Here is a 23,060-nt window from a genome sequence, read left to right on the forward strand (position 1 = left end):
GGTGCGCGCCCTCATGGTGGTCGACTCTGCCGCCCAGCGGGTTCAGGCCGAGGCGGCCTCGGCGGCCGCGGTCAGCGCGGCCAGGGCCAGGGGCGCCTCGGCGGTGACCATCGGGCCGATGTCGTCGGCACCGGGCCCGACGATCGTGGTCGAGACGGTCACCTCGCTGCCACCGTCGGGCTGCGCGGTCACGACGTGGTCGATGCGGATGACCAGGTCGCCCATGGTGAGCTGGTCGAGGTAGCGAGCGCCGGGCTCGACGATCGCGAGCACGACCGGCACCTCGAAGGGGCCGGCGAGGGTCATCGTGCCGGTGGTGCCCTCCTCGAACGGACCGTCGAGGGCGACCGCGACGACCGAGGGGTCCCAGGTCGGCCAGGTCGACGTGTCGGACCACAGCGCCCACACCGCGCTCGGCGGCGCGGTGGTCGACACGGTCTGGGAGTGCTCGAAGCTCATGGGGTCTCCTTGTGGACGGTCATGGTGCGGTCGCCGAACCGGACGGTGTCACCGTCGACGAGGGTGGAGGGCCGCCCGGCGGTCAGCGACTTGGAGACGCCCTGACGGACCACCACGGACCCGTTGGTCGAGCCGCGGTCCATCACGACCAGGGCACCGTCGGGCACCACCTGGAACTGGGCGTGGGTCTTGGACAGCGACATGTCGGACGAGCGCAGCGGCACCAGGTGTGCGACCGGTTCGCCGGCCCGCCCCTCCGGGCGGCGTCCGACCAGGGCGAGACCCTCGACGACGAAGGTCTCGCCGGTGTCGAAGGTGACCCGCCACCGGGTGGCGGTCGACGCCACCGGGTCGGGACGGCGCACCGTGGGGCCGCTGAGGGCGGCGGCCGGTGGCGCGACGGGGGCGGGGGCCACCGGCATGGTCGGTGCCGTGGGCACCGGCGCGGTCGGCGGACTCGGCGGGGCCTGGGCCGGCGGGGCTGGGGCTGGCGCGGCGGGGGCTGCCGGGACCGGCGGGGCCGCGGTCGGCGGCCCGCTGATCCGGGCCGGGGCGGGCACGGGGGTCGGCGCCGGGGTCGGGTCGGGGACCGGCGAGGGCATCAGCCGCATCGCGGTCAGGTTGACGATCGCGCGGGGCCGGGGGTCCTCGACCGCGGCGACCGGGGCGGGACGTACGTCGACGACCACGGCGTCGGTCATCCGGTCGTGGCCGCCGCGGCGGCGTCCGCCGGGGTCCATGACCGCCGTCCAGGCCAGCGTCGCCAGCCCCAGGCCGAGCGTCGGCAGCGTGAACATGCCGAGCACGGCGGTGCGCAGCAGCGCCTTGGACAGGCCGATCGGGCCTCCGTCGGCGGCGCGCACGACCCGCAGCCCGACCAGGGCCTTGCCCGGGGAGGTGCCGGCGACGCCCAGCAGCACGGCGAAGACCAGCGAGACCAGCACGACGGTCGCGACGATCACGCCCACGCCGACCAGCACGTCGCCGTCGTCGAGGAAGAACCGCCAGGCGAGGTAGGCGGCACCGGCGAAGGTGCCCCAGGCCACGAGGCGGTCGACCGCGAACGCGTAGAAGCGTCGGTCGAGCTCGGCCGCGGGGTAGGTCGTCGTCGCGGCGGGTGCGGGTGTGCTCATCGGCGGCCGGTCAAGGGTGCGTGACCTGGATCGTGACGCCGTCGCCGAGGTTGATGATCGCGCCGGGGATCAGCTGGACGGCGATGCCGGGCTTGAGCTCCTCGGGGGCCAGACCCGGCTGCACCAGGACGGTGCCGTTGGTCGAGCCCATGTCGGTGACCACGGCGCTGCCGTGGTCGGCGCCCGACCCGGGACGGATCTCGACGTGGGTGGAGGAGATCTCCTGCAACGGGCTCGGCACGGTGACCAGGCGCGGCTGGTCGGTGGAGGTGAAGCGACGGGCCTCGGGAGCCCGGCCGACCAGCACGACCCGGTCGACGTCGACGCTCTCGCCGTGGGAGATGACCAGGCGGGCGACCGAACGGCCGACCCCCTCGGCCATGGGCTGCCCGGGGATGCCGGGCAGCGGCCGTGCGAACTCGCCCGCGTCGACCCCGATCCGGGTCATCCCGTCGTGGTCGACCGCCTCGGGGGCGCCGGGTGCGGGCTCCGGCTCGGCCACCGGCGGGAACGGCGGGTGCGGCGGCAGGCCCGGCGGCACCGTCGGGGCGTCGAGGGGTGGCGCGAACGGTGGCGGGGGCGGCGGGGTGCTCCCGGGCCACGCCGGCGGGACCGGCGGCGGCACCGGGGCGGGCGGGATCGGCGGCAGCCCGGGCGGCGAGGACGGGGTGCCCATGTCGGTGGTGTCGCCGTCGTCGTCGAGGGGCGACGGCTCGGCCGGCGGGTCGGCCGGCGGGTCGGCCGGCGGGTCGGCCAGCGGGTCGGCCAGCGGGTCGGCCAGCGGGTCGGCGAGGTCGAGCAGCTCGGTCGCGGGCGGCTCGGGCACGCCCGGCACGGACGCGCCCGGCTCCCCCAGCGGCTCGCCGTGCGGCTCCTCGTACGGCGCCGAGAGCGCGTCGAGCGGTGCTGCCGCGGCCTCCTCGGGGGCCGCGGGCACCTCCGGCTCCGGCTGCGCCGCGAGGGCGGCGTACGGCGGCTGGTCGACCCGACCGACGCGGACCAGCCCGCCGTGGATCGGCAGGTCGTCGGCCTCGGGGTCGCTGCCGTCGACGACGACGCTGAGGGCGGTGACGTCGGGCAGCGTGCGCTCGACCCAGGTGGTGACCGTCGAGCCGTCGAGCTCGGTGGTGGTGCCGGCGGCGGTCACGGTCGCGGTCACCGAGGCACCTCGGACCAGGATCTTGGTCGGCCCCCCGCCGGTGCCGATCAGCACGAACCCCGGCAGCACGCCGAGCCCGGACTGCAGCAGGGCGTCGAGGACGTCGTCGAAGCCGGCACCGTCGTCGATCTGCGACCACAGCGCAGCGACCCGGGCCTTCTCGGAGGCCGGCAGCAGGAGGGTGGTGGCGGCCCCGAAGACGCCGAACCACGACCCGGGGCGGTAGGACCACGTGCCCGTGGGCGCTCCGGAGGTCTGCTCGCTCATGGCAGGGCTCCCAGCTTCTGCTCGAGACTCACTCGCTGCGCATCGGAGTCGTAGGGTCGGTCTGCGGCCAATCCCACCACATCGACGACGACGGCCGTCGCGTTGTCGCGTCCCCCGGCGGCCACGGCTGCGGCCACGACCTGGTCGGCGGCGTCGCGGGGGTCGGAGGTGCGGGCGAGGATCTCGGCGATCAGGGTGTCGTCGATCATGCCGCTGACGCCGTCGGAGCAGAGCATCAGCCGCTCGGCGCCCGAGAGCGGGAGCACGAAGAAGTCGGCGTCGGCGCGGCCGCGACCGCCGAGGGCCCGGGTGATGATGTGGCGCTCGGGGTGCACGGCGGCGTCGTCGCGGGTGATCACCCCGGCCTCGACGAGCTCCTGGACGACGCTGTGGTCGACGCTGACCTGCTCGAGCACCCCGTCGTTGAGGCGGTAGATGCGCGAGTCACCGAGGTTGGCCAGCAGCCACTTGGGCTCGGTGGACCACTGCGTGGGCTGCTCGATCAGCAGCGCGACGACCGCGGTGGTGCCGGCGGCGAAGTCGCGCGCACCGCCGGCACGCTGGTGGTCGTCGTACGCGGCGATGCGGGCCTGGGCCTGCAGGAGGGTCTCGGCGATGACCTCGGGACCCCGGGCGGGGTCGTAGCCGCGGTCGGCCAGGCGCCCGAACTCCTCGACCACGATCCGGCTGGCGACGTCGCCGCGGTCGTGGCCGCCCATGCCGTCGGCGACCACGAAGACGGGCGGTGCGACGAGGAACGCGTCCTCGTTGACCTGCCGCACGCGACCGACGTCGGTGGCGGCGCCGTGGTGCAGCTCGACCCCCGTCATGCGGGGTCCCCGCGGCGTTGGTCCTCGGGGGAGCGGAGCGGCGGAGAGGGGGAACGCCGTGGGGTGCTCATGCGGGGTCCCCGCGGCGTCGGTCCTCGCGGGAGCGGAGCGGCGGAGAGGGGGAACGCCGTGGGGTGCTCATGCGGGTGGCCCTACCGTTGACCCGATGAGCACCAGGGACGACACCGGACACCGGTCGCTCGCCGACCAGCTGCGCAGCTGGAGCGACGATCGGCTCGCCGGCCTGCTGACCGCCCGTCCTGACCTCACCACACCTGCCCCTCACGACTTCGGTCAGCTCGCGTCGCGGGCCACGGTGCGGGCGTCGCTGGCACGTGCCCTCGACACCCTGACCCGGCTCGAGCTCTCGGTCCTTGATGCCCTGGTCGTCGCGGGCCAAACCACGCCCGCCGACGTGCGCAGCATCATCCACGCCCGGCCCGCCGCTGTCGACGCGACCCTCGCCCGGCTGCTCGACCTGGCCCTGGTGTGGGAGAGCCGCGGCGGCTTGCGCGCGGTGTCGGGCACCGCCGACGCCCTCGGCACCGGCCCGGGCGCCTCGGGCCTGCGGCCCCGCTCCCCCGAGGCCCTGGCCCCGGCCGAGGTCACCCGCCGCCTGGCCGAGCTCTCCCCCGCGGCCCGCGCGCTGCTCGACCACGTCGCCGAGCACGGCGGCGAGGCGACCTCGGGCTCGGCCCGGCTGACGGTGCTGCCCGCCGATGCCGCCACCCCGGCCGAGGAGCTGGTCTCCCGGCGCCTGCTCGTGCCCAAGCCCGGGAGCCCCGGTGTGGTCCAGCTGCCCGGCGAGGTCGGGATCGCCCTGCGCGGCGGCCACACCACGCGCGAGCCGGTCGACGAGGTGCCGCCGCTCGCGACGGCCGAGCGGTCGGCCGACCTGGTCGACAAGGTGGCGGCCGGGGCCGCCTTCGAGCTCGTCCGCCGCGTCGAGCTGCTGCTCGACCACTGGGGGTCCCACCCGCCGGGGGTGCTGCGCAGCGGCGGCCTCGCGGTGCGCGACCTCAAGGCCGTGACCACGCTGCTGGCCGTCGACCAGCCCACCGCCGCCCTGGTCGTCGAGACCTGTGCGGCCGCGGGGTTGCTCTCCGCCCGGGCCGACGTGACCGGCGACCAGGTGTGGGTCCCGACCGACGCGTTCGACACCTGGCTCGACGAGCCCCCGGCCGCGCGGTGGGTCACGCTGGTGCGGGCCTGGCTGGCCAGCTCGCGGCTCCCCGCGCTGGTCGGCACCCGCGACGAGACCGGCAAGACCCGCAACGCCCTGGCCCCCGAGCTGGCGTCGTACTCGATGCCCGAGTCGCGCGCCGGCACCCTCGCCGCGCTCGCGACGATGCCTGCGGGGGTGGTGCTGGCCGCCACGACCGGGTTGCCGTCGCTGGTGGAGCAGGTCGCCTGGCACCGCCCGCGCCGGCCGCGCTCGCGCACCCAGCAGGTCGCCTGGACCCTGACCGAGTCCGCGGCGCTCGGCGTGAGCGGTCTGGACGGCCTGGCCTCCTACGCCCGGGCCCTGGTCGACGGCGGTGACCCCGAGCCGGGCCTGGCGGCGCTGCTGCCCCAGCCCGTCGACCACGTCCTGATCCAGGCCGACCTGACCGCCGTGGCCCCCGGACCGCTCGAGTCGGCGCTGGCGCGCCAGCTGCAGCTGGTCGCCGACGTCGAGTCGCGCGGCGGCGCGACGACGTACCGCTTCACGCCCGCCTCTGTACGCCGCGCGCTCGACGTGGGCTGGACCGCGGTCGAGCTGCACGACTTCCTCGCCACGGTCTCGCGGACCCCGGTGCCGCAGCCGCTGACCTACCTCGTCGACGACACCGTGCGCACCTTCGGGTCGGTGCGGGTCGGCGCGGCCGAGTCGTTCCTGCGCGCCGACGACGAGGCGGCGCTCAGCGAGCTGCTCCACCACCCGAAGGCGCGCGGCCTCGGCCTGCGCCGCATCGCCCCGACCGTGATCGTCTCCAGCACCCCCGTCGACGTGCTGCTCCCCCGGTTGCGCGAGCTCGGGGCCGCCCCGGTGCTCGAGGCAGCCGACGGCACCGTGCAGGTCACCCGGCCCGACGTGCTGCGCGCCCGGGTGCCCCGCGAGCGCGGGGCGTCGGCCAAGTCGGTGCGCGAGTCGGCCCGCGTCGCGGCGGTCGTGGCCGCCGTACGCTCAGGCGACCGGGCGACGTCGACGCGGCCGCTGGCCCCGGCGACGCCGTTGACCCCGTCGGGGGCGCTGGCCGCGCTGCGCGAGGCGATCGAGGTCGGCGCGACCGTGCTGATCGGCTACGTCGACAACCAGGGCGTCTCCTCCGACCGGGTCGTCGACCCGATCTCGATCGAGGGCGGGTCGCTCACCGCGCACGACCACCGCGCCGACGACGTCCGCGCCTTCGCGGTGCACCGGATCACCACCGTCCAACAGGTCCCCCCGGGATAGTCGTGGACGTTCTGCACACGAGGAACACCTGTGCAGAAGGTCCACGACTATCGCGGTCGGCGCCACCGAGGGGGGTGAGGCAGGCCTCCGTAGACTCGATCGGTGACCGATGGCCCCCTGATCGTCCAGTCCGACAAGACCCTCCTCCTCGAGATCGACCACGACCAGGCCGCCGAGTGCCGCAAGGCGATCGCTCCCTTCGCCGAGCTCGAGCGCTCCCCCGAGCACGTGCACACCTACCGGCTGACCCCGCTGGGCCTGTGGAACGCCCGCGCCGCCGGGCACGACGCCGAGCAGGTGGTCGACACCCTGCTCACCTACAGCCGCTACGCGGTGCCGCACGCGCTGCTGGTCGACGTGGCCGAGACCATGGCGCGCTACGGCCGGCTGCGCCTGGAGAAGCACCCCGTGCACGGGCTGGTGCTCGCCAGCACCGACCGGCCGGTGCTCGAGGAGGTGCTGCGCGCCAAGAAGATCGCCGGGATGCTCGGCGCCCGCATCGACGACGACACCGTCGCGGTCCACGCCTCCGAGCGCGGCAACCTCAAGCAGGCGTTGCTCAAGCTGGGCTGGCCGGCCGAGGACTTCGCGGGCTACGTCGACGGCGAGGCCCACGCCATCTCGCTCGACGAGAGCGAGTGGACGCTGCGCGCCTACCAGCGCGAGGCCGCCGAGTCGTTCTGGCACGGCGGGTCCGGTGTGGTCGTGCTGCCCTGCGGGGCGGGCAAGACCCTCGTCGGGGCCGCCGCGATGGCGCACGCGCAGGCCACGACGCTGATCCTGGTCACCAACACCGTGAGCGCTCGGCAGTGGAAGGACGAGCTGGTCCGTCGTACGTCGCTGACCGAGGACGAGATCGGCGAGTACTCCGGCACCGTCAAGGAGATCCGCCCGGTCACCATCGCGACCTACCAGGTGATGACGACCAAGCGCGGCGGCGTCTACCGCCACCTCGAGCTGCTCGACGCCCGCGACTGGGGGCTCATCGTCTACGACGAGGTGCACCTGCTGCCGGCCCCGATCTTCCGGATGACCGCCAACCTGCAGGCCCGCCGCCGCATCGGCCTGACCGCGACCCTGGTGCGCGAGGACGGCCGCGAGGGCGACGTGTTCTCGCTGATCGGCCCCAAGCGCTACGACGCCCCGTGGAAGGACATCGAGTCGCAGGGCTACATCGCGCCGGCCGACTGCGTCGAGGTGCGGGTGACGCTGCCGCAGTCCGAGCGGCTCACCTACGCCACGGCCGAGCCCGAGGAGCGCTACCGGTTGGCGTCGTGCACGCACGAGAAGGTGCAGGTCGTGCGTGACCTGGTCGCGCAGCACCCCGGCCAGCCCACGCTGGTGATCGGGCAGTACATCGACCAGCTCGACGAGCTGGCCGACAAGCTCGACGCCCCGGTGATCAAGGGCGAGACGCCGGTGCGCGAGCGTCAGCGGCTCTTCGACGCGTTCCGCTCCGGCGAGGTCGGGCTGCTGGTGGTCTCGAAGGTCGCCAACTTCTCCATCGACCTGCCCTCGGCCGAGGTCGCGATCCAGGTCTCGGGGTCGTTCGGCTCCCGCCAGGAGGAGGCCCAGCGCCTCGGGCGGCTGCTGCGCCCCAAGGAGGACGGCAAGTCCGCGCACTTCTACACGATCGTCAGCCGCGACACCGTCGACGCCGACTTCGCCCAGAACCGTCAACGGTTCCTGGCCGAGCAGGGCTACGCCTACCGCATCGTCGACGCCGAGGACCTGCCGGCCTGAGGGGCGGTCGCGAGCGCCCCCGAGGGGCCAGGTCGTCCGCGCCAGGGTGAGCCAGGGCTCACCGTGGGGCGGACGACCCGACGGCAGGCCGCTCAGCCGGCGTCCAGGACCTCGACGGTGCGTCGCAGGCGCTCCCCGTCGGCGTTGACGCGGATCGTCAGGGTCTCGGTGCCCTCGCGGACGCCGTCGCGCCGGGTCGGGACCACCAGGGTGGTCGCCCGGGCCCCCGGCCGGATCGAGTCGAAGACGTAGACACCCAGCTTCCACAGGGGCAGCGCGGGGTCGAGCTCCTCGCCGAACCCGGCCAGGAACCGCGCCGGTACGTCGGCCCCGGTCAGGTCGGTCCCGGGCCCGCGCCTGGTCTCGAGGTAGGCGCTGAGGTCGTAGTCGGCCGCACCACCCACGTTGCGGACCCCGACCACGATCGGCTGCCCCTCGCGGACCTGTCGCGGCACGGTGATCCGCAGCTCCGGCTGGGGGTCGTCGTCGACGACGGTGAGGGCACCGACGTAGTCGTCGGTGGCCAGGCCGCGGACCGACCAGACGGTCACGGCGGTGGTGAGGCGGAAGTCGGCGAGCCGGTCGACGCTGTAGCGCACCGGGATCGACCCCGAGGTCTGGCCGGGTGCGACGTCGACGGTGAAGCGCTGCGGCCGACCGATCTCCTGCCCCACGGTCTGCACGACGAGCTGGCCGGGTCGGGTGACGGGGCCGGTGATCGTGAAGGGGATCCGGGCGCTGCGGACGGTCGAGGCGCGCGGCCCCGTGCGGGCCGGGTCGCCCTCGTCGACACGGAGCTCGCCGACGTCGACGACGGGGAGCCGTGTCGACGGCACCGGGACGAGCCCGGCGGGGGCGGCCGCGACCTCGGCGACCCACACCCGGCCGCGCGGGCTGTCGGCGAGCAGCTCGACCGAGACGACGTCGGCCAGGTCGACGCCGCTGGCACCCGACGCGTCGACGAGCAGCGGCTGGGCCCAGAGCTTGGTGACCTCCGGGGAGACGAGCAACGGCGCGACCCGGGTGCCGCCCTCGGGCGTGAGCACGGCGCTGGCACCAGCGCCGTCGGTGACCCGCACCCGGAGGTCGACGGCACCCCGACGCGAGTCGACGATCGTGCGCAGCTCGAGCCGGTCGTCGGTCAGGTCGAGGGGGGCGTCGAAGCGCAGCCCGCCGACACCACCCGCGCGGGTCCAGGCGAGCTCGAGGAAGCGTCGCGACGGCTGGCCCTCGCCCTGCGGCACGAAGTGGGGTGCGGTGACCTGCAGCCCGCCCCCGCAGATCCCGACGGGCCCTGCGTCCCACGAGGTCACGCCAGAGCAGAGCCGCGTCTCGGCCCCGCCGGTGGCCAGGGTGGGCGTCGCCTCGAGACCGGGGCGGCGTACGTCGCGGCCGGCGCCGAGCGCGTGGCTGCGCACGTCGGCCGTGCCGATCGAGGCGATGGTGACGTGCGAGCCGTCGAACAGCGGCAGGTAGGCGCCGTCGCCGGTGAACAGGTGCACCGCGCCGGCCACGTAGGCCTTGCCGACCGCGCGCTGGCCGCGCGCGGACAGCCGGCCAGGGTGGCGGCGTCCGCACGGCTGGTCCGCGGGGCCGAACCAGTCGTCGGAGGAGGGAGCCGCCGCGGTGGCGGGGGTCCACTCGGTGTTGAAGAAGTTGTGGTTGGCCCCCATCACCAGCACGGAGCTCTTCAGCGAGGTGTCGCCCGCGACCAGGTCACGGCCGACGTCGGTGAACTTCTGGCCCTGCAGGTCGGAGACGTCGCCGTCGCAGTAGGGCAGCACCGTCACGGTCGGCACGTAGGGCGCGGTGTGGGACGCGAAGTCGGTCGGGGCGAGCAGGACCTGCCCCACGATCCGGTACGGCGCCGTCAGCGGCACCTGGATCGACGCGCGGTCGACCCCCTCGCCGCCGCGGCTGTGTCCCACGAGCACGACCTGCGACAGGTCGACCTGGTGCGCGGCGGCCAGCGAGGTCCAGTGGTCGAGGTGGCGCCGCACGATCGTCGCCCGGGCCCCGGCGCCACCGTCGGGCAGGCGGTAGTCCTGGGCGTTGACGCCGTTGACGCGCACCGAGACCGTCGCGTAGCCCTGGGAGGCGAGCAACCTCTGGAGGTAGTCGTAGCCGAGGTGGCTGGGGATCTCCTCGAACCCGCCCGCGCAGGGCCAGGTCTCGGAGTAGGCGTCGTCGTCACCGGGCTTGTAGCAGACGCCGTGACGGCCGTGCAGGAACAGCACCAGCGGCCGGGGACCCGTGGCCTGGTCGGCTGCGGGCTCGACGACGTGGCCGACCATCTCGATCGGCTGCCGCATCCCGGCGAGCTTGACGCCGGGCAGCTCGTAGTCGCTGGTGACGATGGTGAAGGGCCCGGCCACGCCCGGGTCGGGTGCGTCGAGGAGGGTCGTCGCGGGCGCCCGGCCCGCGGTGGCCGGAGCCGCGCCGGCCGGGTCGACGCCCGGCTCGTCGAGCCGGTCGCCCGAGAGCACGACGTCGAGGTCCGCCGGGTCGGGGGCGGTCGCGCTGGTGACGACGGCCTCGACCGTACGCCGGTCGGCCGCGGTCGTGGGGGGCCCGAAGGTCAGGCCGTCGCCGACGAGCGCGGGCCGGTCGGAGCGCACCGGCAGGTCGCGCGGCGACGTCCAGGCGACCCGGTAGCGGCCGTCTCCGAGGTCGGCGACCTGCCAGCGTCCGAGGTCGCCGCCGTCGTCGCCCCGTCGTCGCCCCCGTCATCGACAGCTCCCGGGTCTCCCGGGGCGCGGGTCGGGGCGGGTGTGGTCGACGACGCGGAGGTCCCCGGCACCAGCGCCAGGGTCAGGGCCGCGAGGATGCCGGCGACGACGCAACGGGTGGGGGTCATCTCGGGACGATAGGCGCGCATGACCTGTAGACGCGACGGCGGCGCGCCTGGTTGCCGCAGGTCGGGACGTTGGTCCCGGCTCTGGCCCGACCCGGGGCGTCGTACGGCGACCCGACCACCCGTCGGTCGAGGAGGTTGCCCTGGCAACCGTCACGAGACCCCACCCACCGCAGGAGCCCGGCCGAGCGAGCACGCCGCTGCGGTCGAGCGGTCTCGAGACGGTCGCGGACGACCTCCTCGACCACCGGGTGCTGCGGTCGGGTCGAGCATGCTGGGCCACACGTCGGTCGAGGAGGTTGCCCTGGCAACCGTCACGAGACCACCCGACCGCAGGTGAAGGTCGAGTCGTCCACGTCGGCTGCGGTCGAGCGGTCTCGAGACGGTCGCGGACGACCTCCTCGACCACCGTGGGGTCCAGCCGGGCACGACTCCTGGACCACCGGGTGGTCACCACACGAGGACAGCGCGGGGCTCCGTAGGCTGGGGCACCGTGAAGGCCCTCCTGCTCGAGAACATCCACCCCCTCGCCGTCGAGAGCCTCGAACGGCGTGGCTTCGAGGTCGAGCTGCTCATGACGTCGCTGTCCGAGGACGAGCTCCTGGCCCGACTGCCGGGCGTGACGGTGCTCGGCATCCGCTCCAACACCACGATCACGGCGAAGGTCCTGGAGAACGCCCCCGAGCTGCTGGCCATCGGCTGCTTCTGCATCGGCACCAACCAGGTCGACCTGGCCGCCGCCGCCGCGCGCGGGGTCGCGGTCTTCAACGCGCCGTACTCCAACACCCGCAGCGTGGTCGAGCTCGTCATCGGCGAGATCATCGCGCTGGCCCGGCGGCTGACCGAGAAGACCGCCAAGATGCACGCCGGCGTGTGGGACAAGTCGGCGCAGGGCAGCCACGAGATCCGCGGCCGGACGCTCGGCATCGTGGGCTACGGCAACATCGGGACCCAGCTGTCCAACGTCGCCGAGGCCCTGGGCCTGCGGGTGATCTTCTTCGACACCGCCGACCGTCTCGCCCACGGCAACGCGCGCCGGATGCCGACCCTCGAGGCGCTGCTCGCCGAGGCCGACGTCGTCTCGCTGCACGTCGACGGACGCCCGGGCAACGCCGGGTTCTTCGGCGCCGAGCAGTTCGCCGCGATGAAGCCCCGGTCGATCTTCATCAACGCCGCGCGCGGCATGGTCGTCGACACCGAGGCGCTGCGCGAGCAGATCCTGTCCGGTCACATCGCCGGCGCGGCGCTCGACGTCTTCCCGGTCGAGCCCAAGGCCCAGGGCGACGAGTTCGAGTCGCCGCTGCGCGGGCTCGACAACGTCATCCTCACCCCCCACGTCGGCGGCTCCACGCAGGAGGCGCAGGAGGAGATCGGCTGGTTCGTGGCCGGCAAGCTCGCCGCGTTCGTGCTCGAGGGCCGCACCGAGCTCTCGGTCGACCTGCCCGCCGTCCTGGCCCCGCAGCTGACCTCCGGCTCGCGGATCGGCTTCCTGCACGTCAACGTGCCCGGCGTCCTGGCCGAGCTCAACGCGCGCCTGGCCGAGCAGGGCGTCAACGTGACCGCCCAGTACCTCGCCACCCGCGCCGAGCAGGGCTACGTCGTCACCGACGTCGCCGAGCCCGTGTCCCCCGACGTGGCCACCGCGCTGGCGGCGTCCGACCACACCATCTGGCTGCGCTCCTACGACGCCTGACCCGCCGGATCGACCCGCGTGCTGCCACCCCGAGGGGTGGCAGGCCCGGTCGTAGGCTCGCGTCGTGATGGGTGGAGTGCGCGACCGGCTGGGCCAGGCCCTGTTCCTGCGCGTGGCCGGGCCCGAGGGGCCCGCGGCCCGCGAGCGGATCCACGGCACCGAGGGGCCGCGCTGGTTCGAGCCGGGCAGCCCGATCACCGTCGTGCACGCCGACGCCTCGATGTTCGTCGGCGGCATCCGCTCGCTGCTGCTGCAGACCCTGCACCCCGCGGCGATGCTCGCCGTCTCGGAGCACTCCGGCTTCCGCGGCGACATGTGGGGGCGGCTGCACCGCACCAGCACGTTCCTCGCGACCACGACCTTCGCGACCGCCGAGGACGCCCAGCGCCAGGTCGACATCGTGCGGGCCATCCACAAGCGGGTCGTCGGCACCATGCCCGACGGCACGCCGTACGCCGCCTCCGACCCCCACCTGCTGCGCTGGGTGCACGTGGCCGAGGTCGACAGCTTCCTGCGCGCCTACACCGTCTACGGCCGCAACGAGCTCGACCAGGCCGGTCGCGACCAGTACGTCGCCCAGGTCGGCGAGGTCGCGCTGCGGCTCGGCGCCGTCGACGTGCCGTCGACCGAGGCCGAGCTGGCCGAGGCGCTCGCGTCGTACCGCCCCGAGCTGCGCGGCACCCCCGAGGCGCGCGAGGCTGTGCGCTACCTGCTCGTCAAGCCGCCGCTGCCGCTGGCCGCCCGGGCGCCGTACGGCGTGCTGGTCGCTGCGGCCGTCGGCCTGATGCCGGCCTGGACGCGTCCGCCACTGCGGCTGCCCTGGCTGCCGGTGACCGAGCGGACCGTGGTCCGTGCGCTCGGCTCGGCGGCGACCGGGACCATCCGGTGGGCGATGAGTCCCAGCGCCTAGTCACTCCCTTGAGGTGATCTTGTCCGATCGGCGGATGCTGCCCTGAGGCGGCCTTCCTAGGTTCGAGACATGTACTCGTCACGTGGAGGAGCCACCGGCACGGTCGTGCTGGCCGTCGCCGCACCGACCCCGTCGGTCGTGGTGCTCGACGTGCTCGACGCGACCGGACAGCGCGTCGTGAGCCGTCGGCTCCACGACCTCAGCACCACCCTCGACCTCGAGCCGGGCACCTACCGGCTGCGCCTCGACGACGCCCGCACGCTGCACGACCCGGCGCGCCACGCCGGCGCCGAGGTCGAGGTCACCGTGGCCGCCCGCGAGGTCGTGGAGACCACGCTGGCCCTGACCCGCGGGGCCGTGCTGCGCGCGACCACCACCCGCTGGGCCCGCGTCACCGCCGCGCACGAGGACGGCGAGCGCCTCGACGTGCGCGCCGACGGCCGGGGCGAGGCCGTGCTCACCGGGCTGCGTCCTGGCGCGTGGACCGTGGTGGCCCACGACCTGCGCCGCCACCTGTGCTCCGAGGCCGTCACCGTCACGGTCGCCGCGGGCGGCAGCCACGACGTGGTCGTGCCCGTCGACGTCCCGACCGGGCGTCTGCTGGTCGACGTCCGCGGTGGCGACCGTCGCCCCGTGCAGGCCACCGAGGTCCGCGTGACCGACCCGACCGGCCGCACCGTGGTCGCCCGGCTGCGCGGCGGGCTGGCCGACGTGCGCGAGCTGCGCCCCGGTCGCCTGCGGGTCGTCGTACCCCCCTCGGTCGGGCACAGCGGCACGACCGTGGCCCTCGAGCTCGAGCCCGGTGCGCTCGGCAGCGTGCGCGCGGTCGTCCCCGTCGCCGCCACCCTCACCGGACGGGTCGTCCAGCACGGCTCGCACCGCGACTCGCAGTACGCCGCGGTCGTGACGCTGCTCGACGAGCAGGGCCAGGAGCTCGAGCGGGTCCGCACCGACGAGGACGGCCGCTTCGTCCTCGGGACCGGCCTGACCGCCGCCAACGGCCTGACCGTCGTGGCCACCACCGGTCCCCAGACGCTGCACGTCACCCGGGCCGCCGTCGCCGACGTCTGCGTGTGGGCCGGGGTCCGCCACGACCTCGGCACCATCACCCTGCCGGTCGCGGGCCGCTCGGCCGTCTGGCGGGCCCGCACGTCAGCCGCCGCCGCGATGAAGCTGCCCTCGACGCACGTCTGACGCCGATCTGGGTTTGAATGTCCGGGTGCCTCCGCCTGGACCCACCGGTACCACCGCTCCCCCCTGGCCCCTGACCGACGGGTCCGACGTGCGCGACGCGCTCCTGGCGGCGTACGCCGACCCCGAGCGCGGCTACCACGACACGACCCACCTGACCGAGGTGCTCGAGCGCGTCGACGAGCTCGCGGCGGCCGGGGTGCGCTTCGACCACCTGCCGGTGCGGCTGGCCGCGTGGTTCCACGACGCCGTCTACGACGGCGAGCGCGACGCCGAGGAGCGGTCGGCGACCTGGGCCGAGCAGGCCCTCGCGGGCCTGGTCGACGACGCCGTGGTCGCCGAGGTCGCGCGGCTGGTGCGGCTCACCGAGACCCACCGCCCTGACGACGACGACGCCAACGGCTGCGCCCTGTCCGACGCCGACCTCGGCATCCTCGCCGCGCCGGCCGGGCGTTACGCCGCCTACGTCACGGCCGTGCGCGCGGAGTACGACCACCTCGACGACGAGACCTTCACCGCCGGGCGCCGGGTCGTGCTGCAGGGCCTGGTGGCCAAGCCGCGGCTCTTCCACACCGACTACGCCCTCGCGCACTGGGAGGACGCCGCGCGTGCCAACGTCGCCGCCGAGCTCGGATAGTCGTGGACGTTCTGCACGCAGGTGGCCCCGGTCGACCCGTGTGCAGAACGTCCACGACTATCGAGGCTTGCGGCGGCGCAGGCCGGCCGAGGTGAGGCGGGCGACGAGCTCGCGGGAGGTGACCGGCGTGGCGCCGGCGGCGACCACGGCGTCGTAGAACTCCGACGGGACGTCGTAGTGGTCGCGGTCGAAGCCGCGCGGGGGGATGTCGAGCGCGCGGGCGAAGGCGTGCAGCTCGTCGTAGGAGGTGTCGCTGGCCAGGTGGGACCAGCGCCGGCCGTAGCGCTCGACGGCCGGCGGGTCGATGAGGATCACGAGCTGCGGGTCATCGGCGGGTGGTCGAGCAGCAGCCGCCAGGAGCGCACCAGCGCGGCGTCGACGTAGGCGTTGGCCGCGCCGCCGGGGCGGACCTGCGCACCGACCTGCAGCTGGCCGACGCCCGCGCGCACCAGCCACGGCACCTGCTCGGCGCTCAGGCCGCCGGTGGGCAGCAGCAGCCGGGCGACGTCGGGGTCGCGGCCGGCCAGGGCGAGCAGGTCGTCGTAGCCCTGGGCGAGGCCCTGCGGCGAACCGGCGGAGGCGACGGCGGTCAGTCCCGGGAGACCGACGAGCCGGCGCCACGACCGGGCCGGGTCGAGGGTGGCGTCGATCGCGCGGTGGAAGGTCCAGGGCACCCCCGGCACGGAGTCCACGAGGGCCAGGGTCGTCTCGACGTCGATCTCGAGGTCGGTGTCTAGGAAGCCGAGCACCAGGCCCTCGGCCCCGAGCGCGAGGTACTCGTGGGCCAGGCCGGTCAGCCGGACCAGGTCGGCGCCCGTGGTGGTGAAGGTGTCGTCGAGGCGCAGCACGACGCGCACCGGCACCTCGACCGCCGCCGCGGCGCGCAGCACCGCCGAGGCCGTGGGGACGTCGGGCGAGCGGCCGCCGGCGTCGAGCGACAACCGGTCGGCGCCGCCCTCGACCGCGCCCGCGACGTCGTCGACGCGGTGCACGACGACCTCGAGCAACGGCTTCACGCTCCCACGGTAGGCCGTCACGGGGACGACCTCGTGGAGGTCGGACGGTGTCCCGGCCGCGACCGTCCGCGGTCGTGGGGCCCGGCCCCGCGACGTCCCGCCTTGGTGCCGACGTTTAATGGACCTGTGGACGACCGCCTGCTGCTCGACGCCCGAGCGCGCGTGCTGGCCGACCTCACGGCCCGTCAGCTCGCCACCGCCGCCGCCGTCTCGGCCCTCGACGAGGCCTGCGCCTCGCGCGAGTGGTGGGCCGAGCAGTGGCCCCAGGGAGCCGAGTACGTCGCGGGCCTGGTCGCCCAGGACGTGCAGGACGCGCTCCTGTCGGTCGCCGGCCGCTGGCCGCTGTGCCTCGACTGCAGCGACGGACCCGTGCACTCGCTCTACATCCAGCCCGACCTGGGCGGCCCCGACCCGGTCTGGGTGTGCGAGGAGTCCGGCGAGGTGGCGGCCGCGCTGGGGTTCCTCAGCCGGACCTGAGGTGGCGACCGACGGGTCTCGAGACGGTCGCGGGCGACCTCCTCGACCACCGTGGCGACGCCTGGGCCAACAAACGTCACGGGACCATCACAAAGGTCACGAAACGATAACGGCGAGCCTCAGGAGTCGCTACCGAGCTGGAGCCAGAGCGTGAACCGGTCGGCGCGGTAGACGCTGCGCGAGACGTTGACGATCTTGTCATCGACCATGCCACGGCGCGAGTGGCGCAGGACCACCGTACCGGGCTCGATCTCGAGCAGCGCACCCTCCTCGTCGTTGGCGACGTCGGCGGAGATGGAGTCCTCGGCCCAGCTGGGTCGCAGGGCCCGGGCGTCGAGGGCGTCGTAGAGGCTGGTGGGCATGCCGGTCTGCAGGAAGCCGGGGAGCAGGACCTCGTTGAGGTAGTTGTCCTCGATGCAGACCACGGCGCCGTCGCCGCGGCGCAGCCGGCGCCAGTGGATGACGGCGTCGCCCTCGGTGAGGTTGAGGGCGCGGGCGACACCGGGGCCGGCCTGCTCGCGCCGGGCGAGCAGGGTGACCGACTCGGCCAGCAGCCCGCGGCGCGCCATCTCCTCGGTGAAGCCGGTGATGCGGGTCGCGACGCGGCGCGGTCGGGCCACGAAGGTGCCGCGACCGGGGATCCGCTCGAGCAGCCCCTCGGTCACCAGCGCGTCGAGGGCCTGGCGCACCGTCATCCGGGCGACGCCGAAGCGGTGCACCAGCTCGCGCTCCGACGGCGCGGGCGAGCCTGGCGCGTTGCCGGCCACCAGGCTGCGGACGTACTCGCGGACCACCACGTGCTTCAGGGCACGTCCATCGCCGATCAGCACGTCCTCCACGCCCCGAAGCGTAGGGAAACCCGATGCCTCGCGTCTGGCGAATCGCCGGTTTGGTCCGCGTTGACCTACCGGGAGTACGTCGACGGGGGCGGCCGGGTCAGTCGGTGGCGATGGCCGTCAGGACGTCGAGGCGCGCCGCCCGACGCGCCGGCAGGATCGCCGCGACGACCCCGATCAGGACCGCCAGCACCAGGAAGAGCACGAGCTGCCCGGACGGCACGCTGATCACCTCGAGCCCCTCGTCGCGCACGGCGTACATCAGCGCGACGCCGAAGCCGGTGCCGAGGACGACGCCGAGCACGGCGCCCAGCACCGCGATCACGATCGACTCGAGCGTGATCATCCGCCGCAGCTGCGTGCGCGTGACGCCGATGGCGCGCAGCAGCCCGACCTCACGGGTGCGCTCGATCACCGACAGGGCCAGGGTGTTGACGATGCCGAGCACCGCGATCACCAGGGCCAGGCCGAGCAGGGCGTAGATGATCAGCACGAACGTGTCGATGTTCTTGCGCTGGTCGGCCGCGAACGCGGCCTGGTCCTTGGCGGTGACGGTCGGCTGGTCGGCCAGCACGTCGTCGAGACGGTCCTGCAGGGTCGCCGGGTCGGCGCCGTCGTCGGCGTAGACCACGAGCAGGCTGTCCTGCTTCTTGTAGCCCGCGTCCTCGTAGGTCCTGATGTCGGTGACCAGGCCCTGGGAGAGCAGCGCGTTGTCCTCGAAGACGCCGGCGACCTTCCAGGTCACGGTGCCCTTCGGCACGTCGATCTCGTAGGGGTCGCCGACCTCGAGGCCGTCGCCGGCAGCCATCGACCGGCTGACCAGGACCGTCCCGCGCTCGAGGTCGGCCGCGCCGCCGCTGACGAAGTCGACGCCGAGCCGGGCCAGTGACGGCGGGTCGGTGGCCAGGATGATCGCGAAGCCTCCGTCGTGCTCGGCGAAGCCGGAGCGCTGCCGCAGGACCTCGTCGACCCCGTCGACCTCGGCCACGCGCGCGGCGATGCTCGAGGAGAAGGACCCCTGGAAGACGCTGCTGACCACGAAGTCGCCGGTGAAGCTGTCCTCGACCGACTTGTCGACCGAGGCCTTGGCGGAGGCACCGATGATCGCCATCGCGCACGCCAGGGTCAGACCGATCATCAGGGCCGACGCGGTGGCCGTCGTACGACGCGGGTTGCGCAGCGAGTTCTGCCCGGCCAGGTTGCCGATCGGGCCGAACAGGCGGGCCAGGCCCGCGCGCGCCGCACTCAGCAGCGGGGCCGACAGGACCGGGCTCATGGCCGTGACCCCGAGCAGGATCGCGAGGATGCCGCCGCCGGTGAAGTAGCCCCCACCACCGATGTCGACCAGGTCGCCCAGCCCGACGGCCAGCGACACACCCCCGACCAGCGCGAGCGCGAGGCCGAGCACGAAGCGGCGCCGCATCGACTCCTCGGGCAGCGCGATGTCGTCGCGCATCGCCTGCACCGGCGCGATCCGCGACGTGCGCCGGGCCGGGAACCAGGCCGCGACCATCGTGACGACGATGCCCACGACGTAGGCCGCGCCGAAGGTGCGCGGGCGGTAGACCAGGGCCTGGTCGGACAGGTCGAGGCCGATGACGCCGAACAGGGCCCGCAGCCCGATCGCGAGCACCACGCCCAGGCCGATGCCGACGGTCGCACCGAGGAAGCCGAGCACCAGGGCCTCGAGCTGCACCGACCGCTGCACCTGCCGCTTGCTCGCCCCGAGCGCGCGGAGCAGGGCGAGCTCGCGGCTGCGCTGGGCGACGAGGATCGAGAAGGTGTTGACGATGATGTAGGTGCCGACCACCAGCGAGATGCCGGCGAAGATCAGCAGGAAGATGGTGAGGAACGAGATCGCCTCGAGCAGGTCGTCGGCCTGGTCCTTGGCCGACTGGTCACCGGTGACGGCCTCGTAGCCGTCGGGCAGCACCTTCTCGACCTCGGCCCGCAGCTCGTCCTGGCTCACGCCGTCCTTGCGGGTCACCCAGATCGTGTCGAACTCGTCCAAGCCGTCGTGGAAGAGGTCCTGGGCCACCGAGGTCTCGAACGAGGCGCTGGTGGCGCCGTTGAGCGAGCCGCCCTCGGGGAAGCCGGCGATCCCGACCAGCGTGGGCTCGAGGTTGGCGGTGCGGTCGGCGGTGGTGATCGGCACGGTGTCGCCGACGTCGTAGCCGGCCTTCTCGGCCGTCTTCTCGTCGAGCACGACCTCGCCGGGCCCCCGCGGCTCGCGGCCGTCGATGATCGTGAGGCCGACCAGCCCGTTGCCGGCCGGCGCGTCGGACCAGTTGACGCCGAGTGACGGCGGACCGAACCCCCCGATGGGCTTGCCCTTGTCGTCGATGACGTAGACGCCGTCGGTGACGATCTGGCCGTCGGCGCGGGCCGCGCCGGGCACCCGGGCCAGGGTCTCGACCAGCGAGGCCGGGACGGTGCGGGTCGAGGAGATGCCGCCGGGGGTCGCCCCGCCCTCGGGCTGCACCACGACGTCGCCGACGGTCGCGTCGAACAGCGAGGTGAAGCTGCGGTTGAGGGTGTCGGTGAAGACCAGCGTGCCGACGACGAAGGCGACCCCGAGGACGATCGCGAACGTGCTGAGCAGCAGCCGCACCTTGCGGCCGAGCAGGCTCTTGAGAGCCGCGCGGATCATCGGCCGGTCTCCTCCGCGCGCGCCGACATCCGCGCCATCACCGCGAGGACGGCGTCACGGTCAGGGTCGCGCAGCTCCTCCACGACGCGGCCGTCGGCCAGGAACACCACCCGGTCGGTGTACGCCGCCGCGACCGGGTCGTGCGTCACCATCACCACGGTCTGCTGGTGGTCGTCGACCGCGGCGCGCAGCAGGTCGAGCACCTCCGCGCCGGAGCGGGAGTCGAGGTTGCCGGTGGGCTCGTCGGCGAACACGATCCGGGGCCGGCTCACCAGCGCCCGGGCCACGGCGACCCGCTGCTGCTGGCCGCCCGAGAGCTCGTTGGGCTTGTGGGACAACCGGTCGCGCAGCCCGACGGTCGCGATGACCGAGTCGAACCACTCGGGGTCGGGCTTGCGGCCCGAGATCGCCAGCGGCAGCACGATGTTCTCCTCCGCGCTCAGCGTCGGCACGAGGTTGAAGGACTGGAAGACGAAGCCGACCTCCTCGCGACGCAGCAGCGTGAGCTCCTTGTCCTTGAGCGCACCGATCGACCGGTCGCCGATCCACACCTCGCCCGAGGTCGGCCGGTCGAGCGCCGCCAGCACGTGCATGAGGGTCGACTTGCCCGAGCCGCTGGGGCCCATCACGGCGGTGAACTCGCCGGCGTACAGGTCGACCGAGACGTCGTCGAGGGCGCGGACACCCGCCTCGCCCTTGCCGTAGGTCTTGGTGAGGCCGACGACGCGCGCGGCGACGGTCGTGGCGGCGGGGGCGGAGGTGCTCATGGACCCCAGCCTCCCCTGCCGCACCAGGGCCGCGCCACAGGGATGTCCCCGACCCGACCCGTAGGCTCTGCCCATGCACGTCGAGCGCACCTTCACGGTCCCGCGTCCCGTCGAGGAGGTGTTCGCCTACCTCGGCGACTTCACCCACACCGAGGCCTGGGACCCCGGCACCGTGTCGACCACCCGCACCTCCGGCGACGGCGGCCTCGGCACGACCTACGCCAACACGTCGCAGTTCATGGGGCGCACGGTCGACCTGTCCTACGAGACGATCACCTACCAGCCGTCGACCATGGTGCAGTTCCGCGGCCGCAACAAGCAGTCGACCGCCACCGACTCGATGACCTTCACCCCCACCACCGACGGCGGCACGTCGGTCCACTACCGCGCCGACTTCGAGTTCCACGGGCTGCTCAAGCATCTCGCCCCGCTCGTGGTCCGGCGCAAGATCGACGCCCTCGCCGACGAGACCGTCGAGCAGATCGTCCGGACGCTGACCAGCCGATGAGCTCGTCACCGCACCCCGTCGGTGTCGACTTCGGCGGGTCGGGCATCAAGGGCGCGACGGTCGACCTCGAGCGCGGCGACTTCGCGACCGACCGGGTGCGCGTCGAGACCCCGCAGCCCTCGACCCCCGAGGCCGTCGCCGAGGTGCTGGCCGAGCTGGTGTCGACCTTCGACGACGACGGCGGGTCGCCGGTCGGGGTCACCGTGCCCGGCGTCGTACGCAACGGCGTCGTCAGCACCGCCGCCAACATCCACGACTCCTGGCTCGGCGTCGACGCCGCCGCCCTCTTCAGCCGCGCCGCCGGACGACCGGTCGTCGCCCTCAACGACGCCGATGCGGCCGGGCTCGCCGAGTCGCGCTACGGCGCGGCCCGCGGGCAGCGCGGCCTGGTCATCGTGACCACCCTCGGCACCGGGATCGGCTCGGCCCTGCTCCTCGACGGGGTCCTGCTGCCCAACTCCGAGCTCGGCCACCTCGAGGTCGACGGCCACGTCGGCGAGAAGTACGCCGCCAACAGCGCCCGCGAGACCCACGACCTCGCGTGGGACGAGTGGGCCGACCGGCTGACGTCCTACTACCGGATGGTCGAGCGCCTGCTCACCCCCGACCTCTTCGTCGTCGGCGGCGGCGTCAGCAAGCACGCCGACAAGTTCCTGCCGATGATCGACATCTCCACCCCGATCATCCCGGCCCTGCTGCGCAACAAGGCCGGCATCATCGGCGCGGCCCTGCACGCCGCGTCGGGATAGTCCCTGACGAAAATCAAGGTTTCGGGCCGCGGATCCTTGATTTTCGTCAGGGACTATCCCGACACGGCGGGTCGCAGATGGTCGAACGCGTGTTCGACCGATGTCGTAGGATCGCGGCATGGACTTCCAGGGCTCGCTGTTCGAGGCGCCTCCTGCCGGTGTCGGCGACCTGTCCCGCCTCGAGCGGCGTGAGCTCGGGCAGGGCGCGTGGCTCGACGTGCTGCGCACGTGGGTGCCCGCCCCCGACGACGTGTTCGAGACGCTGGTGCGCGACGTCCCGTGGCGTGCCGAGCGGCGCCAGATGTATGACCGGGTCGTCGACGTGCCCCGGCTGGTGCACACCTACATGATCGACGAGCCGCTGCCCCACCCGCTGCTCGCCGAGGCCCGTGACGCCCTGTCGGCCCACTACGCCGACGAGCTCGGCGAGCCGTTCCGCACCGCCGGCTGCTGCTACTACCGCGACGGGCGCGACTCGGTCGCCTGGCACGGCGACACCATCGGCAGGGGGTCGACGCACGACACCATGGTCGCGATCGTGTCGCTCGGCGACCCGCGACGGCTGTGCCTGCGCCCCCGCGGCGGTGGCGCGTCGATCGCGGTCGAGATGGGCCACGGCGACCTGGTCGTGATGGGCGGCTCGTGCCAGCGCACCTGGGAGCACGCGGTGCCCAAGGTCGCCTCGGCCGGCCCGCGGATCTCGGTGCAGTTCCGGCCGCTCAACGTCTTCTGACCCACCACCAC

Annotated in this window: 20 protein-coding genes; 10 read left to right on the forward strand and 10 right to left on the reverse strand. The window is 74.0% G+C overall.

Translation table 11 applies throughout. The features are described 5' to 3' along the window. Window positions 1-42 precede the first annotated feature (42 nt). From FZC61_RS00595 to FZC61_RS00610, 4 genes are read right to left on the reverse strand one after another with little or no spacing between them, the layout of a single operon-like run. A complete protein-coding gene (locus tag FZC61_RS00595; protein WP_148611442.1) occupies window positions 43-459 on the reverse strand; it encodes an SRPBCC family protein in 417 nt (138 codons plus the stop codon). After that, window positions 456-1,592 (reverse strand): RDD family protein, encoded by a 1,137-nt coding sequence (locus tag FZC61_RS23850; protein ID WP_148611444.1) that lies wholly within the window; start codon window positions 1,590-1,592, stop codon window positions 456-458. The genes FZC61_RS00595 and FZC61_RS23850 overlap by 4 nt, the downstream gene beginning before the upstream one ends. Before the next feature lie 10 nt (window positions 1,593-1,602). Beyond that, complete coding sequence (locus FZC61_RS00605; protein ID WP_148611446.1) at window positions 1,603-3,018, reverse strand: FHA domain-containing protein; 1,416 nt, start codon at window positions 3,016-3,018, stop codon at window positions 1,603-1,605. After that, window positions 3,015-3,848 (reverse strand): PP2C family protein-serine/threonine phosphatase, encoded by an 834-nt coding sequence (locus FZC61_RS00610; protein ID WP_148611448.1) that lies wholly within the window; start codon window positions 3,846-3,848, stop codon window positions 3,015-3,017. Before FZC61_RS00610 ends, FZC61_RS00605 begins: the two co-directional genes overlap by 4 nt. A 166-nt stretch (window positions 3,849-4,014) precedes the next feature. Here FZC61_RS00610 and FZC61_RS00615 point away from each other — a divergent pair, with 166 nt between their 5' ends. Both FZC61_RS00615 and FZC61_RS00620 read left to right on the forward strand, forming a co-directional pair. Further along, on the forward strand, window positions 4,015-6,285 hold the full coding sequence (locus FZC61_RS00615; RefSeq protein ID WP_148611450.1) for a helicase-associated domain-containing protein: 2,271 nt from the start codon (window positions 4,015-4,017) through the stop codon (window positions 6,283-6,285). Window positions 6,286-6,387: 102 nt separating this feature from the next. Then, window positions 6,388-8,028: a DNA repair helicase XPB gene (locus tag FZC61_RS00620; protein WP_148611452.1), complete on the forward strand. Its 1,641-nt coding sequence runs from the start codon at window positions 6,388-6,390 to the stop codon at window positions 8,026-8,028. A 92-nt stretch (window positions 8,029-8,120) separates the two neighbouring features. Here the strand turns inward: FZC61_RS00620 and FZC61_RS00625 are convergent, their stop codons facing one another. Continuing rightward, window positions 8,121-10,646: an alpha/beta hydrolase family protein gene (locus FZC61_RS00625; RefSeq protein ID WP_148611454.1), complete on the reverse strand. Its 2,526-nt coding sequence runs from the start codon at window positions 10,644-10,646 to the stop codon at window positions 8,121-8,123. A gap of 729 nt (window positions 10,647-11,375) precedes the next feature. On the opposite strand from FZC61_RS00625, the gene serA reads away from it, so the two are divergent. The 4 genes from serA (at window position 11,376) to FZC61_RS00645 (ending at window position 15,313) form a co-directional block, all read left to right on the forward strand. Further along, complete coding sequence (gene serA / locus FZC61_RS00630) at window positions 11,376-12,575, forward strand: phosphoglycerate dehydrogenase (protein WP_148611456.1); 1,200 nt, start codon at window positions 11,376-11,378, stop codon at window positions 12,573-12,575. A 67-nt stretch (window positions 12,576-12,642) separates the two neighbouring features. Beyond that, window positions 12,643-13,485, forward strand: coding sequence for an oxygenase MpaB family protein (locus FZC61_RS00635; protein ID WP_148612477.1), 843 nt, complete (start codon window positions 12,643-12,645; stop codon window positions 13,483-13,485). Between the two features lie 69 nt (window positions 13,486-13,554). Further along, complete coding sequence (locus FZC61_RS00640) at window positions 13,555-14,679, forward strand: hypothetical protein (RefSeq protein WP_148611457.1); 1,125 nt, start codon at window positions 13,555-13,557, stop codon at window positions 14,677-14,679. Between the two features lie 88 nt (window positions 14,680-14,767). Beyond that, entirely contained in the window at window positions 14,768-15,313 is a 546-nt protein-coding gene (locus FZC61_RS00645) for an HD domain-containing protein (protein WP_246142452.1), read from the forward strand. A gap of 57 nt (window positions 15,314-15,370) precedes the next feature. On the opposite strand, the gene FZC61_RS00650 is transcribed toward FZC61_RS00645, so the two are convergent. Next, window positions 15,371-15,628: a DUF4031 domain-containing protein gene (locus FZC61_RS00650; RefSeq protein ID WP_148611459.1), complete on the reverse strand. Its 258-nt coding sequence runs from the start codon at window positions 15,626-15,628 to the stop codon at window positions 15,371-15,373. Then, on the reverse strand, window positions 15,625-16,329 hold the full coding sequence (locus FZC61_RS00655) for a copper homeostasis protein CutC (RefSeq protein ID WP_148611461.1): 705 nt from the start codon (window positions 16,327-16,329) through the stop codon (window positions 15,625-15,627). Before FZC61_RS00655 ends, FZC61_RS00650 begins: the two co-directional genes overlap by 4 nt. 126 nt (window positions 16,330-16,455) lie before the next feature. Between FZC61_RS00655 and FZC61_RS00660 the strand changes: the two genes are divergently transcribed. Next, on the forward strand, window positions 16,456-16,806 hold the full coding sequence (locus tag FZC61_RS00660; RefSeq protein WP_148611462.1) for a hypothetical protein: 351 nt from the start codon (window positions 16,456-16,458) through the stop codon (window positions 16,804-16,806). A 119-nt stretch (window positions 16,807-16,925) separates the two neighbouring features. Here the strand turns inward: FZC61_RS00660 and FZC61_RS00665 are convergent, their stop codons facing one another. From FZC61_RS00665 to FZC61_RS00675, 3 genes are all read right to left on the reverse strand, one after another. Continuing rightward, window positions 16,926-17,645 carry a GntR family transcriptional regulator gene (locus FZC61_RS00665; protein ID WP_148611464.1) on the reverse strand — a complete coding sequence of 240 codons (720 nt, stop codon included), beginning with the start codon at window positions 17,643-17,645 and terminating at the stop codon, window positions 16,926-16,928. Between the two features lie 97 nt (window positions 17,646-17,742). After that, a complete protein-coding gene (locus FZC61_RS00670; RefSeq protein WP_148611466.1) occupies window positions 17,743-20,292 on the reverse strand; it encodes an ABC transporter permease in 2,550 nt (849 codons plus the stop codon). Further along, complete coding sequence (locus tag FZC61_RS00675) at window positions 20,289-21,059, reverse strand: ABC transporter ATP-binding protein (protein ID WP_211357024.1); 771 nt, start codon at window positions 21,057-21,059, stop codon at window positions 20,289-20,291. Before FZC61_RS00675 ends, FZC61_RS00670 begins: the two co-directional genes overlap by 4 nt. A 73-nt stretch (window positions 21,060-21,132) precedes the next feature. On the opposite strand from FZC61_RS00675, the gene FZC61_RS00680 reads away from it, so the two are divergent. The 3 genes from FZC61_RS00680 to FZC61_RS00690 all read left to right on the forward strand — a co-directional run bounded on the left by FZC61_RS00680 (window position 21,133) and on the right by FZC61_RS00690 (window position 23,049). Then, a complete protein-coding gene (locus FZC61_RS00680; protein ID WP_148611469.1) occupies window positions 21,133-21,567 on the forward strand; it encodes an SRPBCC family protein in 435 nt (144 codons plus the stop codon). After that, window positions 21,564-22,316 (forward strand): polyphosphate--glucose phosphotransferase, encoded by a 753-nt coding sequence (gene ppgK / locus FZC61_RS00685; RefSeq protein WP_148611470.1) that lies wholly within the window; start codon window positions 21,564-21,566, stop codon window positions 22,314-22,316. The genes FZC61_RS00680 and ppgK overlap by 4 nt, the downstream gene beginning before the upstream one ends. A gap of 118 nt (window positions 22,317-22,434) precedes the next feature. Further along, a complete protein-coding gene (locus FZC61_RS00690; RefSeq protein WP_148611472.1) occupies window positions 22,435-23,049 on the forward strand; it encodes an alpha-ketoglutarate-dependent dioxygenase AlkB in 615 nt (204 codons plus the stop codon). The last annotated feature ends 11 nt before the right edge of the window (window positions 23,050-23,060 follow it).

Source organism: Nocardioides rubriscoriae (assembly GCF_008087085.1).
In the GTDB taxonomy this organism is placed as follows: Bacteria; Actinomycetota; Actinomycetes; order Propionibacteriales; family Nocardioidaceae; genus Nocardioides; species Nocardioides rubriscoriae.